This window comes from Verrucomicrobiia bacterium (assembly GCA_035574275.1).
GTDB lineage: Bacteria > Zixibacteria > MSB-5A5 > DSPP01 > DSPP01 > DSPP01.
Genome location: DATLYY010000067.1, coordinates 1 through 18,946 on the forward strand (window position 1 = coordinate 1; position 18,946 = coordinate 18,946).

At 58.7% G+C, this 18,946-nt stretch carries 1 protein-coding gene; it reads left to right on the top strand.

Translation table 11 applies throughout. From position 1 onward, the window contains the following. Nucleotides 1-7: 7 nt before the first annotated feature. A complete protein-coding gene (locus tag VNL73_09305) occupies nucleotides 8-18,682 on the top strand; it encodes an Ig-like domain-containing protein (GenBank protein ID HXF49601.1) in 18,675 nt (6,224 codons plus the stop codon). The last annotated feature ends 264 nt before the right edge of the window (nucleotides 18,683-18,946 follow it).

Below are 18,946 nucleotides of genomic sequence, written 5' to 3' on the forward strand. Positions count from 1 at the left end.
GGTGTTTGTGGACTCGACCAACGGGGCGGGTTCGTTTACTTGGACACCCACCTTTGCACAGGCCGGAGCGTACAATGTGACCTTTATCGCCTCGGATGGTTCGCTGGCGGATAGCGAAGTCGTTGCCATCACCGTCAACAACGTGAACCGTGCGCCCGTCTTGAATGCCATTGGCGCGAAGTCGGTCAGCGAAAATCAGTTGCTCCAGTTCAGAGTTTCTTCCACCGACCCGGACGGCACAGTGCCGACGTTATCGGCCCTCAACTCGCCCAGCGGCGCTACCTTCGTCGATTCGTTGAATGGGGCCGGCTCTTTTGTCTGGACACCCTCCTTCACGCAGGCCGGTACCTATAACGTCACCTTTATCGCATCAGACGGTTCTTTGGCGGATAGCGAAGTCGTTGCCATCACCGTCAACAACGTGAACCGGGCGCCCGTCTTGAATGCCATTGGCGCGAAGTCGGTCAACGAGAATCAGCTCCTGCAATTCCGGGTTTCGGCCACCGATCCGGATTTGACCACGCCGACTTTGTCGGCGGTCAACTTGCCGGCCGGTGCCGCTTTTGTCGATTCGGCCAACGGGGCGGGTTCATTTAGCTGGACCCCGTCATTTGCACAAGCGGGAACGCACAACGTCACCTTTATCGCTGGCGACGGTTCGCTTGCGGACAGTGAAGTGGTGGCCATCACCGTCAACAACGTCAACCGCGCCCCGGTCTTGAATCCGATAGGGAACAAAATTGCCAACGAAAACCAGCCGCTTTCGTTCCGTATTTCCGCTTTGGACCCGGACGGAACGGTGCCGGCCTTTTCAGCTTTGAATCTGCCCACGGGGGCCGTTTTGACCGATTCTCTGAACGGGGCCGGTTCGTTTGTCTGGACGCCGTCCTTCACCCAGGCCGGAACCTATAACGTCACCTTCATCGCCTCGGACGGTGCCTTGGCGGACAGCGAAGCGATTACCATCACAGTCAACAACGTAAACCGCGCGCCGGTTTTGGCCGCCATCGGCAGCAAGACCACCGGCGAGAACCAACCGCTGCAGTTCCGCGTCTCGGCTTCCGACCCCGATTTGACTACGCCGGTATTAAGTGCAAACAACCTTCCCTCCGGCGCGGTATTCACGGATTCCTTGAACGGGGCCGGCTCTTTCAGCTGGACGCCTTCGTTCACCCAGGCGGGCAGCTACAACGTCCGCTTCATCGCTTCGGACGGTTCGTTGGCCGACAGCGAAATGGTCAACATCACGGTCGGCAATATCAATGCCCCGCCGGTGCTCGCTCCGATTGGCGCCAAGAGCACCAACGAAAACCTGCTGCTGTCGTTTAGAATTTCCGCATCGGATGTGGATGGGACAACGCCTTCGTTTTTGGCTCTCAACGTTCCTTCCGGGGCCATTTTCACGGATTCTTTGAACGGGGCCGGTTCCTTCCGCTGGACGCCTTCCTTTACGCAGGCGGGAACCTACAACGTGACGTTCATTGCTTCGGATGGGCTTTTGGCCGACAGCGAAGTGGTGACCGTTACGGTCAATGACGTGGGGAATCAGCGGCCGGTGCTTGCCCCCATCGGTTCCAAGACCACCAACGAAAATCAGCTCCTGCAATTCCGCGTTTCGGCCACGGATGCTGAATCCGACCCGTTGACGTTAACCGCAGTCGGTCTTCCCACCGGATCGGTATTTGTGGACTCGTCCAACGGGGCGGGTTCTTTCACTTGGACTCCTTCCTTCGCGCAGGCCGGAACGTACAATGTCACGTTTATAGCTTCCGACGCCTCACTGGCGGACAGCGAGGTGGTTACGATTACGGTGAACAACGTGAACCGTCCGCCGGTTCTCAATGCCATTGGTAACAAGAGCACGAATGAGAACCAGCTCTTGTCGTTCCGGATTTCAGCTACCGATCCCGATGGAACCACACCTTCCCTTTCCGCTTTGAACGTCCCAAGCGGTGCCACCTTTGTTGATTCTCTGAACGGAGCCGGTTCGTTCAACTGGACGCCGTCCTTTGCCCAAGCCGGCACCTATCTGGTGACCTTTATCGCTTCGGACGGTACACTGGCGGACAGCGAAGTTGTTACCATCACTGTCAACAATGTCAACCGGGTGCCGGTTTTGAATGCAATAGGGGCGAAGAGTGTCAACGAGAACCAGCTATTATCATTTAGAGTTTCTTCTTCCGACCCCGATGGCACGACGCCCGCTCTCTCTGCCGTCAATTCTCCATCGGGAGCTGTGTTTGTCGACTCGACCAATGGGGCGGGTTCGTTTACTTGGACGCCCTCTTTTGCTCAAGCCGGTACTCACAATGTAACCTTCATCGCTTCGGATGGCTCGCTGGCCGATTCCGAAGTTGTAACGATTACAGTTAATAACGTCAACCGGGCGCCGGTTTTGAACGCCATCGGGGCCAAGAGCGTAAACGAGAACCAGCTGTTGTCGTTTAGAGTTTCTTCCACCGATCCGGACGGCACAGTTCCGAACCTTTCTGCCCTGAACGTGCCCAGCGGCGCTACGTTTGTGGATTCTCTAAATGGAGCTGGCTCCTTCAACTGGACACCATCCTTTACGCAAGCCGGAACCTATAACCTCACCTTTATCGCATCAGACGGTTCGTTGGCGGATAGTGAAGTGGTCACGATAACCGTGAACAATACCAATCGTGCGCCGGTTTTGGCCCCGATAGGGGCCAAGAGCACCCCGGAGAACCAGTTACTACAATTCCGGGTCTCGGCCACGGATCCGGATGGAACGGTTTTGACGCTGTCGACTTTGAACATTCCCTCCGGGGCAACCTTTGTGGATTCCGCCAACGGAGCCGGGTCTTTCAGTTGGACGCCGACCTTCTTCCAGTCCGGCACGTACAACGTGACCTTTATCGCCAGTGACGGAGCCTTGGCGGATAGCGAGATTGTGGCCATTACGGTCGGCAATGCCAACCGGGCTCCGGTGCTCGCCCCCATTGGGGCCAAGTCGACCAATGAGAGCCAGCTGCTTTCGTTCCGTATTTCCGCCAGCGACCCGGATTTGACCACACCAACCCTTTCGGCCATTGGTTTGCCCTCCGGCTCCAGCTTTGTGGATTCACTCAACGGAGCGGGGTCTTTCAATTGGACGCCGAATTTCTTCCAGTCCGGCAGCTACAACGTGACGTTCATTGCCAGCGATGGCTCCTTGGCGGATAGTGAAACGGTCACCATCACGGTTAATAATGTAAACCGCGCTCCCATTTTGGCCGGTATCGGCAATAAAGTGGTCAACGAGAATCAACAACTGGCTTTCAACGTCAGCGCCTCCGACCCGGATTTGACCGTGTCGGCGTTGTCGGTTGTCGGATTGCCGTCCGGAGCAACTTTCGTCGATTCGCTGAACGGCACCGGGCGGTTTACCTGGATGCCCAGCTTTATCCAGTCGGGAAATTATAACGTCCGTTTTATCGCCTCGGACGGTTCGCTGGCCGACAGCGAGCTTATCATCGTCACGGTCAACAACGTGAACGCCCCGCCGGTTCTGGCGGCCATCGGCAGCAAGCTGGTCACCGAGAATCAGCTTTTGTCGTTTAGAATCTCCGCTTCGGACGTGGACGGAACCAATCCCAACTTTACGGCCCTCAACGTTCCTTCCGGGGCCATTTTTACGGACTCTTTGAACGGCGCCGGGTCCTTCCGCTGGACGCCCTCCTTTACGCAGGCGGGAACGTATAACGTCACTTTCATCGCCAGCGACGGGACGCTCGCGGACAGCGAGGTTGTTACCATCACGGTCAACGAATCAGGCAATCAGGCGCCGGTTCTGGCTCCGATTGGCGCCAAGAGTACCAACGAGAACCAGCAGCTGGCCTTCAACATAAGCGCTTCCGATGCGGATTTGACCACGCCCTCCTTGAGCGCACTCAACCTGCCTGCCGGCGCCGCCTTTGTGGATTCCTTAAACGGGAGAGGCCGTTTCACCTGGACGCCATCGTTTACCCAAGCCGGGACTTACAATGTGACCTTCATCGCCAGCGACGGCACGTTGGCGGATAGTGAAGCGGTCACGATTACGGTGAACAACGTGAATCGCGCGCCGGTGCTCAATGTCATCGGCAACAAGAGCACCAACGAGAACCAGCTGCTGTCATTTGGAGTTTCTTCCACCGACCCGGATGGCACCACGCCTGCCCTTTCGGCTCTCAACGTTCCTTCGGGGGCGGCCTTTGTTGATTCCTTGAACAGCGCCGGTTCCTTCAGCTGGACACCTTCCTTCACCCAAGCCGACACCTATCTTGTGACCTTTGTTGCCGGCGACGGCACGCTGGCGGATAGTGAAGTGGTCACGATTACCGTCAACAACGTGAACCGCGCGCCGGTCTTGAATACAATAGGGGCGAAGAGTGTCAACGAGAGCCAGTTGTTACAGTTCCGGGTTTCTTCCACCGACCCGGATGGAACGATACCGACTTTATCAGCTGCTGGTTTGCCCTCCGGTGCTTCGTTCGTGGATTCGACCAACGGCGCCGGTTCCTTTACTTGGACGCCCTCTTTTGCTCAAGCCGGTACTCACAATGTAACCTTCATCGCTTCGGATGGCTCGCTGGCCGATTCCGAAGTTGTATCGATTACAGTTAATAACGTGAACCGGGCGCCGGTTTTGAACGCCATCGGGGCGAAATCGGTCAACGAGAACCAACTGTTACAGTTTAGAATTTCTGCCTCTGACCCGGACGGCACAACCCCGACTTTATCGACCATTGGCTTGCCCTCAGGCGCAACCTTTGTGGATTCGTTGAATGGGGCCGGTTCTTTCAACTGGACACCGTCCTTTACGCAAGCCGGAACCTATAACGTTACGTTCATTGCTTCGGACGGTTCGTTGGCGGACAGTGAAGTGGTCACGATAACCGTGAACAACACGAACCGGGCGCCAGTGCTCGTAACAATCGGAGCAAAGTCGGTCAACGAGAATCAGCTCTTGCAATTCCGGGTTTCGGCCACGGATCCGGATGGGACCGTTTTGACGCTGTCGGCTTTGAACATACCCTCCGGGGCAACCTTTGTGGATTCGGCCAATGGGGCCGGTTCCTTCAGTTGGACGCCGACTTTCTTCCAGTCCGGAACATACAACGTGACCTTTATCGCCAGTGACGGAACCTTGGCGGACAGCGAGGTGGTGGCCATTACGGTCGGCAATGCCAACCGGGCCCCGGTGCTCGCCCCAATCGGAGCGAAAAGCATCAACGAAAGCCAGCTTTTGCAGTTCCGTATTTCCGCTTCCGACCCGGATTTGACCACGCCGTCGCTGGTCGCCTTGAACGTGCCCTCCGGCGCGGTTTTCACCGACTCGTTGAACGGGGCCAGCTCGTTTGTCTGGACGCCGAATTTCTTCCAGTCCGGCAGCTACAACGTGACCTTCATCGCCAGCGATGGCGCCTTGGCTGATTCCGAGATGGTCACCATCACGGTCAACAACGTGAACCGGCCTCCGGTCTTGGCCGGCATCGGCAACCGTTCGATTAACGAAAACCAGCAGCTGGCTTTCAACGTCAGCGCTTCCGATCCGGATGGAACGGTTCCGGCTCTTTCCGCCGCGCCTTTACCCTCCGGGGCGGTTTTTGTGGATTCGCTGAACGGCCGGGGACGGTTTACCTGGACGCCCAGCTTTACCCAGTCGGGGGCGTACAACGTGACGTTTATTGCCTCGGACGGTTCTTTGGCGGACAGCGAAGTCATCGTCATTTCGGTCAACAACGTGAACGCTCCGCCGGTTTTGGCGGCCATCGGCAACAAACTGGTTACGGAAAACCAACTTTTATCCTTCCGGGTTTCAGCTTCGGACGTGGATGGAACCAATCCGAACTTTACGGCCCTAAACCTTCCTTCCGGTGCCATATTCACCGATTCCTTGAACGGGGCCGGTTCCTTCCGCTGGACGCCGTCTTTCACTCAAGCGGGAACCTACAACGTTACTTTCATTGCTTCGGACGGGCTCTTGTCGGACAGCGAGGTCGTTACCATCACGGTCAACGAATCGGGCAATCAAGCGCCGGTTCTGGCTCCGATTGGCGCCAAGAGCACGAACGAGAATCAGCAACTGGCCTTCAACATCAGCGCCACGGATGCGGATTTGACCACGCCCTCCTTGAGTGCGGTCAATCTTCCCTCGGGCGCCACTCTTGTTGATTCACTAAACGGTAGGGGCCGCTTTACCTGGACGCCATCGTTCACCCAATCCGGCACTTATAATGTCACCTTCATTGCCTCGGATGGAACGCTTGCGGACAGTGAAGTAGTAACGATTACGGTGAACAATGTGAACCGGGCGCCGGTGCTGAACGTGATAGGGGCAAAAAGTACTAACGAGAATCAGTTGCTGCAGTTTAGAATCTCCTCTTCCGACCCGGATGGTACGATCCCAACGCATTCTGCCTTGAGCCTTCCCAGCGGCGCCGTTTTTGTGGATTCTTTGAACGGGGCCGGTTCCTTCACCTGGACGCCTTCCTTCACCCAGGCCGGAACGTACAACGTGACGTTCATTGCCTCGGACGGTTCCTTGGCGGATAGTGAAGTGGTGACGATCACGGTGAACAACGTGAACCGCCCTCCGGTGCTTGCCACCATTGGAGCGAAGAGCACCAACGAGAATCTGCTGTTGCAATTCCGGATTTCGGCCACCGACCCGGATTTGACGACTCCTTCTTTTTCCGCTGTCGGCCTGCCCACTGGGGCAACCTTGGTTGACTCCTTGAACGGCGCCGGCTCCTTCCGCTGGACCCCCACTTTCTTCCAGTCCGGCGTTTATAACGTTACCATCATTGCTACAGACGGAACGCTGGCGGATAGTGAGGTAGTTATTATTACCGTCAACAATGTCAATCGGCCGCCGGTACTGGCAACCATCGGCAGCAAAACCACGAGCGAAAACCAACTTTTGCAGTTCCGGATTTCGGCAACCGATCCGGATTTGACCACGCCGACCTTGTCGGCCGTCGGGCTGCCGGCGGGGGCCGTTTTGGTGGATTCGCTCAACGGGGCCGGTTCATTTAGTTGGACACCTACTTTTGCGCAGTCCGGTTCCTATAATGTGACCTTCATCACTTCAGACGGTTCCTTGGCCGACTCCGAATTGGTGCCCATCACGGTGAACAACGTCAATCGAGCGCCGATATTGGCCGCAATAGGAGCCAAGAACGTCAGCGAAAATCAGCTCTTGCAGTTCCGAGTTTCGGCTTCCGACCCGGATGCCACCATACCGTCCCTTTCTACCGTCGGGCTTCCTTCGGGGGCCGCTTTTGTCGATTCCGCCAACGGGGCAGGGTCTTTTTCCTGGACGCCGACGTTCTTCCAGTCCGGCACCTATAATGTCACGTTTATTGCCTCGGATGGAGCATTGGCGGACAGCGAGGTGGTTGCTATCACGGTCGGCAATGCCAATCGGGCGCCGGTTTTGGCCGCCATCGGAAGCAAGAGCATCAGTGAAAACCAGCTCTTGCAGTTCAGGATTTCGGCCTCCGATCCCGATCTGACCACGCCTTCGCTGGCAGCCGTGAATGTTCCTTCCGGCGCGGTTTTCACGGATTCGCTGAACGGGGCTGGTTCCTTCCGGTGGACGCCCACGTTCTTCCAGTCCGGCACCTATAACGTCACTTTTATTGCTTCGGATGGGGCCTTGGCCGATTCTGAAGTGGTTGTTGTCACCGTTAACAATGTCAACCGGCCGCCGGTTCTGGCCGGCATCGGCAACAAGTCGGTCAACGAGAATCAACTTTTGGCCTTCAATGTCAGTGCTGCGGATCCCGATCTGACCACTCCCGTATTGACAGCGACACCCCTGCCCGCCGGGGCGGTTTTTGTCGATTCGTTGAACGGCCGGGGCGGATTTGTCTGGACGCCATCCTTTACTCAATCTGGAGCGTACAACGTCCGGTTTATCGCTTCCGATGGTTCCTTGGCGGACAGCGAAGTGATCGTTATTTCCGTTAACAACGTGAACGCCCCGCCGGTTTTGGCGGCCATAGGTGCCAAAGCAGTCACCGAGAATCAGCTCTTGTCCTTCCGGATTTCCGCTTCCGACGTGGACGGGACCATACCCGGACTTTCCGCCGTGGGCGTGCCTTCCGGTGCCACCTTCGTGGATTCCGCCAACGGGGCCGGTTCTTTCCGCTGGACGCCGACTTTCACCCAGGCCGGGGCTTACAATGTCATCTTTATTGCAACCGACGGCGTTTTGGCGGACAGTGAAGTGGTGACCATTACGGTCAATGAGTCGGGCAACCAGCGGCCGGTTTTGGCTCAGATTGGCGCCAAAGTCACGGATGAAAATCAGCTTCTGGCTTTCAATATCAGCGCCACGGATGCCGATTTGACCACGCCGGCCCTTTTGGCCGTCGGATTGCCAACGGGCGCGACTATGGTGGATTCGCTCAACGGCCGGGGCCGCTTCTCCTGGACGCCTACCTTCTTCCAAGCCGGCAGTTACAGTGTAACCTTTATCGCCTCCGACGGTTCACTCGCCGATTCTGAAGTGGTGGCCATCACGGTCAACAACATCAACCGGCCGCCGGTTTTGAACGCCATTGGGAACAAAACCACGAACGAAAACCAGCTTTTGCAATTTCGGGTTTCCTCGGCCGATCCCGATCTGACCGCACCCGTTTTGAGCACGGTCGGCTTGCCTTCCGGCGCCGTTTTTGTTGATTCCGCCAACGGGGCCGGTTCCTTCAGCTGGACCCCTTCTTTTGCCCAGGCCGGCAGCTACAACGTGACTTTCATCGCCTCCGACGGAAGCATGGCGGACAGCGAACTGGTTGCCGTTTTGGTCAATAACGTCAACCGGGCGCCGATTTTGAATGCCATCGGCAGCAAAGTTACCAACGAGAATCAGTTATTACAGTTCAGGGTCTCAGCTACCGACCCGGACGGCACGGTGCCTGCACTCTCGGCCGTGAACCTTCCGGCGGGATCAGTTTTCACCGATTCCTTGAACGGGGCCGGTTCGTTTGGCTGGACGCCCTCCTTCACCCAGTCCGGCATTTATAACGTCACGTTCATTGCCACAGACGGCTCGCTGGCGGACAGCGAAATAGTTACCATCACGGTCAACGAGGGAGGCAACCAGCGGCCGGTATTGGATCCGATAGGGGCCAAGACCGGGGCGGAGAATTCCTTGCTGCAGTTTAGAATCACCTCCTCGGACCCGGATGGCACGACGCCGACGCTTTCCTCCATCAACCGGCCGAGCGGTTCCACGTTCGTCGATTCGGCCAACGGCCGGGGTTCCTTCTCCTGGACGCCCACCTTCACGCAGGCGGGAACCTACAACGTCACCTTTATTGCCGCAGACGGGCTTTTGGCGGACAGCGAGGTGGTCACCATCACCATCAACAACACCAACCGGGCGCCGGTTCTGGCCCCCATCGGCAACCGCTCCATCACCGAAGGAAACACGCTGGCTTTCAACACCAGCGCCACGGACGCCGACGGCCAACCCATCACAATGTCGGCGGTCAACGTTCCCGTTAACGCCGTTTATGTGGACTCCGGCAACGGGCGCGGCCGTTTCACCTTCAGTCCCAACTTTATTCAGGCGGGGAGCTACAATGTCACCTTCATTGCCTCGGACGGCGGCTTGGCGGACAGCGAGCTGGTGGTCATCACCGTCTTCGAAGCGGGGAATCAAGCTCCCGTTCTGGCGCCCATTGGGGCCAAGAGCGTATTGGAGAACCAGAATCTGACCTTCGGCGTTTCCGCCAGCGATGCCGACAGCACCATTCCGGCCTACATCGTGCAAAACGTTCCGTTGAACGCCTCGTTTACCGATTCCGGCAACGGCCGCGGCTCTTTCACCTTCAATCCGGACTTTTTCCAGGCGGGAACCTACAACGTCCGCTTCATCGCCACGGACGGCTCCAAATCGGACACCGAACTGGTGGCCATCACGGTCAACAACGTGAACCGCAAGCCGGTCTGGAGCCCGATTGGCAACCGGGTTACCACGGAGGGGCAGCTTTTGGCCTTCAACGTTTCCGCCTCCGATCCGGATTTGACCATTCCGGCCTTGTCCCTGGTCGGATTGCCATCGGGAGCTTCGTTTGTCGATTCTTTGAACGGGCGGGGGCGTTTCTCCTGGACACCCACGTTCACGCAGAGCGGTGCCTACAACCTTCGGTTTTTAGCTTCCGATGGAGATTTGATTGACACGCAGAACGTCACGGTCACGGTGAACGAAGGAGGCAACCAGCGGCCGGTTCTGGCTCCCATCGGGGCGAAAAGCACGAATGAGAATCAGCTTTTGAGCTTCACCATCAACGCCACGGACGCCGATGCGACCATACCGGTTCTCTCCGCCGTCAGTTTGCCGAGCGGAGCCGTTTTCGTGGATTCGGCAAACGGCCGCGGGAGCTTCTCCTGGACGCCCACCTTCTTCCAAGCCGGCGGCTACAACGTGACGTTTGTCGCTTCAGACGGTGCTTTGGCGGACAGCGAAGTGGTTTCGATTACGGTCAACAACGTCAACCGCCCGCCGGTGTTGGCTGCGATTGGCTCCAAGAACAGCAATGAGAATCAGCTTCTGCAGTTCCGGGTTTCGGCCGCCGACCCGGATTTGACCACGCCTTCACTTTCAGCCGTCGGGTTGCCTTCCGGCGCCGCCTTTATCGATTCCTTGAACGGGGCCGGTTCTTTTGCCTGGACGCCGTCGTTCGTCCAATCCGGCGCGTACAACGTTACCTTCATCGCCTTGGACGGCACCCTTGCGGACAGTGAAGTGGTCATCATCACGGTCAACAACGTCAACCGCCCGCCGGTGCTGGCGGCCATCGGGGCCAAGTCGGTCAGTGAAAACCAGCTTCTGCAATTCCGTCTTTCGGCCAACGACCCGGATTTGACCATTCCGGCATTCACCGTGGTCGGGCTTCCGACCGGAGCCGTTTTTGTGGATTCCCTCACCGGGGCGGCCTCGTTTGGCTGGACGCCGAGTTTCTTCCAGTCCGGCAACTACAGCGTCACCTTCATCGCTTCGGACGGTTCTTTGGCCGACAGCGAGGTGGTGGCCATTACGGTGAACGAAGTCAACCGCTCGCCGGTTTTGGCTTCCATCGGCAACAAGTCGGTCAACGAAAATCAGCTCTTGCGCTTCCGGATTTCGGCCTCCGATCCGGATTTGACGGTGCCGATTCTGTCGGCCGCCGGGTTGCCGACCGGCTCAACCTTGGTTGATTCCTTGAACGGCGCCGGTTCCTTCAGCTGGACGCCCGCCTTCACTCAATCCGGCAGCTACAACGTGACTTTCATCGCCTCGGACGGTTCCTTGGCCGATAGCGAGCAGATCACGATTACTGTGAACAACGTGAATGCTCCGCCGGTTTTGGCGGCCATCGGAGCCAAGACCATGAACGAAAACCAGCTCTTGCAGTTCAGAACCTCCGCGTCCGATGTAGATGGCACAATTCCGGTTCTTTCCGCGTTGAACGTCCCCTCCGGAGCGGTTTTTGTCGATTCAGCCAACGGCGCCGGTTTCTTCCGCTGGACACCCTCGTTCGTGCAGTCCGGCATTTATAACGTCACCTTCATCGCTTCGGATGGGCTTTTGGCGGATAGCGAGCTTGTAACGATTACCGTGAACGAGTCGGGCAATCAGCGGCCGGTTTTGGCTCCCATCGGCGCCAAGACCGTAGACGAGAATCAGCCGCTGGCCTTCAACATCAGCGCCACCGATCCGGATTTGACCATCCCGGCCCTTTCGGCCGTCGGCCAGCCGACCGGTGCCACGTTTGTGGATTCATTGAACGGCCGCGGGCGGTTTGCCTGGACGCCGACCTTCTTCCAATCCGGCAGTTACAACGTGACCTTTATCGCTTCAGACGGGGCGCTGGCTGATTCCGAAGTGGTAGCCATTACGGTCAACAATATCAACCGGGCCCCGGTTCTCGCCGCGATAGGGAACAAGACCGTCAACGAAGGGCAGCTCTTGCAGTTCAGGATTTCTTCTTCCGACCCGGATTTGATGGCACCCGTTTTGACCACAGTTGGCTTGCCTACCGGCGCGGTTTTTGTCGATTCAACAAACGGGGCCGGTTCGTTCACTTGGACGCCGAGTTTCTTCCAGTCCGGCAGCTACAACGCAACCTTCATCGCTTCGGACGGCTCGCTGGCGGACAGCGAGACCATTGCGATTACGGTTAATAACGTGAATCGTCCCCCTGTGCTTGCTACGATTGGCAGCAAGACGGTCACAGAAAGTCAGCTATTGCAATTCCGTGTTGTGGGCACCGACCCGGACTTGACTGTGCCGGTTCTGTCCGCCGTCGGTCTGCCGACGGGTGCCGCCTTCGTCGATTCTCTCAACGGGGCCGGTTCGTTTGCCTGGACGCCGACTTTCTTCCAGTCCGGCAGCTACAACGTGACCTTCATCGCCTCGGACGGCACGCTGGCGGATTCGGAAGCTATCGCCATCACCGTGAACGACGCCGGACGGGCGCCGGTTCTCGCTTTGATTGGGAACAAAACCGTCAATGAAAATCAATTGCTGCAGTTCCGGATTTCGGCCACCGACCCGGATTTGACCATGCCGATTTTGTCCGTTGCTGGGTTGCCGACGGGGGCCGCCTTTATGGATTCCTTGAACGGGGCCGGGTCGTTTGCCTGGACGCCGACTTTCTTCCAGTCCGGCAGCTACAACGTCACCTTCATCGCTTCGGATGGCTCGCTGGCCGATTCGGAAATCGTGGCTATCACGGTCAACAACGTGAACCGGGCACCCGTTCTGAACGGGATAGGGGCCAAGACCGTCAACGAGAACCAGCTTCTGCAGTTCGGCGTTTCTTCTTCCGATCCGGATTTGACGGCGCCGGTGTTGTCCGCCATCGGCCTGCCTTCCGGGGCCAATTTTGTGGATTCCACCAACGGAGCCGGTTCATTCAGTTGGACGCCCTCCTTCACGCAGGCGGGCGCGTACAACGTCACCTTCATCGCTTCGGATGGCTCCCTGGCGGATTCGGAGGTTGTGACCATTACCGTCAACAATGTCAACCGTCCGCCGGTTTTGAACACGATAGGAGTCAAGGCCGTCAACGAAAACCAGCTTTTGCAGTTTAGGGTGTCAGCGGTTGACCCGGATGCCACCATTCCCGCACTCTCGGCTTTGAGTTTGCCGACCGGCGCCGTGTTCAGCGACTCGTTGAACGGGGCTGGTTCCTTCAATTGGACGCCGTCGTTTGTTCAGTCCGGAGGCTATAACGTTACTTTCATCGCTTCCGACGGAAATTTGGCGGACAGCGAAATCGTGGCAATTACCGTTAACGAAGTGGGGAACCAGCGGCCGGTTCTGGACCCGATTGGGGCCAAGGTGGGAGCGGAAAATGCCCTTCTGCAGTTTAGAATAACTTCCTCCGATGCAGACGGGACACTACCGGCGCTTGCGGCCGTCGGGCTGCCTTCCGGCGCCGTCTTTATTGATTCGTTGAACAGCCGGGGCGCGTTTACTTGGACGCCGTCCTTTGTCCAGGCCGGCGCGTACAACGTTACGTTTATTGCTTCCGATGGTCTTTTGGCCGACAGCGAAGCGGTAACGATTACCATCAACAATACCAACCGCTCGCCGGTTTTGGATCCGATTGGGCCGCGCACCGTACTGGAAGGGAACACAATGGCTTTTGTGGTGACCGCTTCCGATCCCGATTTGCAAACCCCGGCCCTCTCGGCGGTCAACCGGCCGGCCAACTCAACCTTCGCCGATAGCGGCAACGGCAGCGGGATTTTCAACTTCACCCCGTCCTTTGCCCAGGCCGGCGTGTACAACGTCACCTTTATCGCTTCGGACGCCAATTTGGCGGACAGTGAAATCGTTGCCATAACCGTGGTGGAAGTGGGGAACCAGCGGCCGGCCGTCGATTCCATCGGTCCAAAAACCGTGGCCGAGGCGGGGAGCTTGCAGTTCCGCGTCCGGGCCGTCGATCCGGACGGAACGGTGCCCGCACTGGCCGTTTTGAACCGGCCGACCAACGCCGTCTTCATCGACAGCGGCAATGGGCGCGGGTCTTTCACCTTTAATCCAAACTTTACCCAGGCCGGGTTGTACAACGTTTCCTTTGTCGCCTCCGACGGGACTTTTGCGGATACCGAGCTGGTGGCTATCACGGTCACCAACACGAACCGGCTGCCGGTGCTCGATTCCATCCGGGCCAAAGCCGTCACCGAAGGACAGCTGTTGTCCTTCCGCATCTCTTCCTCCGACCCGGACGGTCAATTGCCCGCGATTTTCGCGGAGAATCTCCCTGCCGGAGCGGCAGTAGTGGATAGCGCCAACGGGCGGGGTTCCTTCGCTTGGACGCCGGCTTTCACGCAGGCGGGGGTTTACAACGTTCGCTTCATCGCCTCGGATGGAGATTTGGCCGATAGCGAGCTGATTTCCATTACAGTTAACGAAGCCGGGAACCAGCGGCCGGTTCTGGCGACCATCGGCTCCAAAGTTGTCGACGAGAATCAACTTTTGCAGTTCCGAATTTCCGGCAACGACCCGGATGGAACTTTGCCCGTCCTTTCAACGCTCGGTTTGCCCTCCGGAGCGGCCTTTGTCGATTCGACAAATGGCGCCGGAGCTTTCAGCTGGACCCCTTCGTTTGTCCAAGCCGGAAGCTACAATGTCACCTTTATCGCTTCGGATGGAACGCTGGCCGACAGCGAGGCGGTCAGCATCACCGTCAACAACGTCAACCGCGCGCCGGTGCTTGCCGCCATCGGGGCCAAAAACGTCAACGAGAATCAGCTTTTGCTGTTCCGGGTTTCCGCCGCCGATCCGGATTTGACCACACCCTCACTTTCCGCCGTCGGTCTGCCGGCCGGAGCGGCATTTGTTGATTCCCTGAACGGGGCGGGCTCCTTTGGCTGGACCCCCAGCTTTGCGCAAGCCGGCAGTTACAACCTCACTTTCATCGCTTCGGATGGAACTTTGGCGGACAGCGAATTGGTGGTCATCACGGTCGGCGAGGTAAATCGCGCACCGGTCTTGGCGGCGATCGGTGCTAAAACCGTCAATGAAAACCAACTCTTGCAATTCCGTGTTTCAGCTTCCGATTCGGATTTGACCACGCCGACTCTGGCGGCGGTTGGTTTGCCCGCCGGAGCGCTTTTTGTCGATTCGACCAACGGCGCCGGTTCGTTTGCCTGGACGCCCGATTTCTTCCAGTCCGGCAGCTATTCGGTCACTTTCATCGCCTCGGATGGAACTTTGGCGGATAGTGAAACAGTGGCCATCTCGGTTATCAACGTCAACCGCGCGCCGATCTTAGCCCCGATTGGCGGCCAGACCATTATGGAAGGACAACTGTTGCAGTTCCGAATTTCGGCCTCGGATTTGGATTTGGCCGTGCCGGTTTTGACAGCCCTGAACCTGCCTGTTGGAGCAACATTTGTCGATTCAACCAACGGCGCAGGTGCCTTTGCCTGGATGCCGGACTTCACCCAGGCGGGCAGCTACAATGTCACCTTCATCAGTTCGGATGGTCTTTTGGCCGACAGCGAAGTTGTTTCCATAACGGTCAACGAGTTCGACCGGGCGCCGGTTTTGGCTCCAATTGGGGCCCGGATCACCAGCGAAGACCAACTTCTGCAGTTCCGGGTTTCGGCAACCGATCCGGATTTGACCGTGCCCGTCCTTTCGGCCGTCGGGCTCCCCGCGGGCGCGACGTTTGTCGATTCAGCCAACGGGGCGGGCGCATTTGTCTGGACGCCGGTCTTCAATCAGGGCGGGACCTACAACGTCACCTTCATCGCCACGGCCGGGCTTTTGGCAGACAGCGAAGTGGTAACCATTACCGTCAACGTGGTAAACCGCCGGCCGGTTCTGGCCGCCATCGGGCCGAAGCAAACCACCGAAGTGCAGTCCTTGGCGTTTGTGATTTCTGCTTCCGATTCCAACGGTACCATTCCACAGCTTTCAGCGGTCGGCTTGCCGGCCGGCGCGTCCTTCGTTGATTCCTTAAATGGGAAAGGGCTGTTCAGCTGGACCCCCACCGCCCTGCAGTCCGGCGCTTACAATGTGACCTTCGTCGCTTCCGACAGCGTCCTGGCGGACAGCGAGGTTGTTGCGATTACCGTTCTGGAGGCGGGAAATCTGGCGCCGGTGTTTGATTCGATTCCGTCTCCCATCGTGCTGAATGAGGGAGATTCCCTCTTCCTGCGGCTCCACGCCACGGATCCGGAAGGGGATATCCCCCTGCTCGGTTCCAGCGGGCGCCCCTTCAATTCCTCGTTTGTCGACAGCGGCAACGGTTCGGCCCTGTTTGTTTTCCGCCCCACCTTTTTGCAGGCGGGGAACTACACGGTCACCTTCATCGCCACCGACCGGGCCAATCCGCCGGCTTCCGCCTTCCGGACCGTCGGCCTCGCCGTGCGGGATGTCAACCGGCCGCCGGTTGTCGATTCCATCAGCAACAAGACCGTTCTGGCGGGACAGACCTTGCGCTTCCGGGTGCATGCCAAGGACACCACGGACGCCGTCCCCGGACCGATTTTCCTGACCACCAGCCCCCTGCCGCCCAACGCCTCGTTTGTCGATTCCGGCAACGCCGCCGGCGGTTTCACGTTCACGCCGGATTTTTCGCAAATCGGCGTCCATACTATAACTTTCATCGCCACGGACAGCGACACCCCGTCCCTCTCCGGAACGCGCATCGTGCAGATTTCCGTGCAGAACACCAACCGCAGCCCGGTTTGGATAAGCACCTTCGGCCCGCAGATGGTTCGGGAGGGGGATTCGCTGCGGCTCACCGTCATCGCCGCCGACCCGGATTCCACCCTTTTGACTTTGACCACCGGGCCTTTGCCGGCCAACGCCACCTTCGTGGACAACCGGAACAACACCGGCACCTTCCGTTTCCTGCCCAGCTTCATCCAGGGCGGGTTGTATTCGGTCCGCTTCAACGCCACGGACGGGCTGGCCTCCATCCAGCAGACCGTTTTCATCCAGGTCACCGAGGCGGGGAACCAGCGGCCGAGCGTGTACGCGCCGGATAGCCTCGGCGTCACCGAGGCCGGAACCCTCGTGGTTCCGATTCTCGGGGATGACCCGGATTCCACCAAGCCCGCGCTTTTTGCTTTGAACCTGCCAGCCAACGCCACCTTCACCGATTCCGGCAACGGGGTGGGGATATTCCGCTTCCTTCCGAGCTACATCCAGTCCGGCACCCATTTCATTCAGTTCGTGGCGGCCGACGGCTCCCTGGCCGACACGGCGACGACCCGGGTGGTGGTTTTGGACGCCGGCAACCAGCCCCCCGTCTTGGCCGCAATCCCGAACCCGCCCGCTTTCAACGAAGGGGATTCGCTCAAAATCATCGTCCGGGTTTCCGATCTGGACACCACCAAATCGTTCCTGCGGGCCCGCCCGCTCCCGGCCGGCGCCGCCTTTGTGGACAGCCGCGCCGATTCCGGCATCTTTGTCTTCCGGCCGAGCTTCTTCCAGGCCGGCAGCTACAGCATCCGCTTTGTGGCCCTGGACGCCCGCGACACAACCGTGGCGGACAGCCAGACGGTCGCCGTCACCGTGTTGAATGTCGACCGGCTGCCGTACTTCGACGTTTTCCCGGGCGGCCGCACCGTGGCGGAAGGGGAGACCTTGCGGGTGTACGTGCATGCCATCGACCCGGATTCCACCATCCCGCACATCGAGCTTAGGCCCGTGACGGACGCCCCCGGAATCATCACCTCCGGCATCGACGGGCAGGGGGGAATCAACGTGACCTATGTTCCGGCCTACAACGCCGCCGGCGGCCAGCCGTTCCGGGTTCTCCCCAGGTGGACCTTCCGTACGGCCGACCTCACCTTGAGCCCGCCGTACATTTTGGATCAGGACCTGCAGGTGACGGTTACGAACGTGGAACGGCCTCCGGTTTTGGCTCCCATCGGGCCCAGGAGCGTGGCGGAGGGCTCAACGTTGACCTTCGACATTTCGGCTCTGGATCCGGACTCCACCGTCCCCGCGGTTTCCGCCCAAAATCTCCCGGCCGGGGCGAGCTTCGCCCCGCTCGGCGGCGGGCGCGGGCGCTTCAGCTGGGCCCCGGGCTTCAACCAGGCCGGCTCCTATCAGGTCCGCTTTATCGCCCAAGACGGCACAGCCCGGGCGGACAGCGAGCTGGTGACCATCACCGTCACCGAGTTCGGCAACCACCCGCCGGCAATGACCATCACCATTCTGGACACCCTCGTTCTGGTCAACCGGACTTTGACTCTGGAATTCTCGGCGGCGGATGCGGATTTGACCACGCCGGTTCTGAACGTCTTGAACCGGCCGCGCAATTCCACCTTCACCGATTTCGGCAACGGCATCGGCCGGTTTGAATTCACCCCGGATTCCGCCCAGACGGCGGTCGGCTCGGCCATAAGCGGGCGGGATTCGGTTTACACCATCACCCTCACCGCCTTCGACGGCGCAATCACGGTCAGCCAAACCGTCCGCCTGCGCGTCTATAACTGGCGGCTGGCCGATTTGAACCGGGATGAAGAGATAACCCCGTCCGATGTGGTGCAGATGCTGCAGGCGGTCTTTAACAACACCAATCTCCCCAGTCCGCTGGCCTTGGGGGACTTGAACTGCGACGGCTTCCTTTCCCCGACGGACGCGGTGCTAATGTTGAACGCCGCCTTCGCGGGAACCCCCCTCCAGCCCTGCCAGCCCCCTCCCAATAACCCGACCGCCTTGGGCCGGTAATTAACCGGCGCCCAACCCCCGGCATCCTTATCCTGAATCCTCCTAAAAACAGGATGCCGGGGATTCTTTTTTGGGCCGGGCCGGGGCCGCCCGGCGGACGGTTTTTGGACAAAAAAACACTTGACAAGCTTGGGAGGGGGGGTTATCATATGGGTGCCTCGAGCAACAGTCCGGGCCTGCTTTACGGCTCAAAGCGGTTCGGAAAAAGAAAGGTTTACAGACAGGCTTCTTCAACGAGCAAGCTATCGGGAACGAATGCGCCTG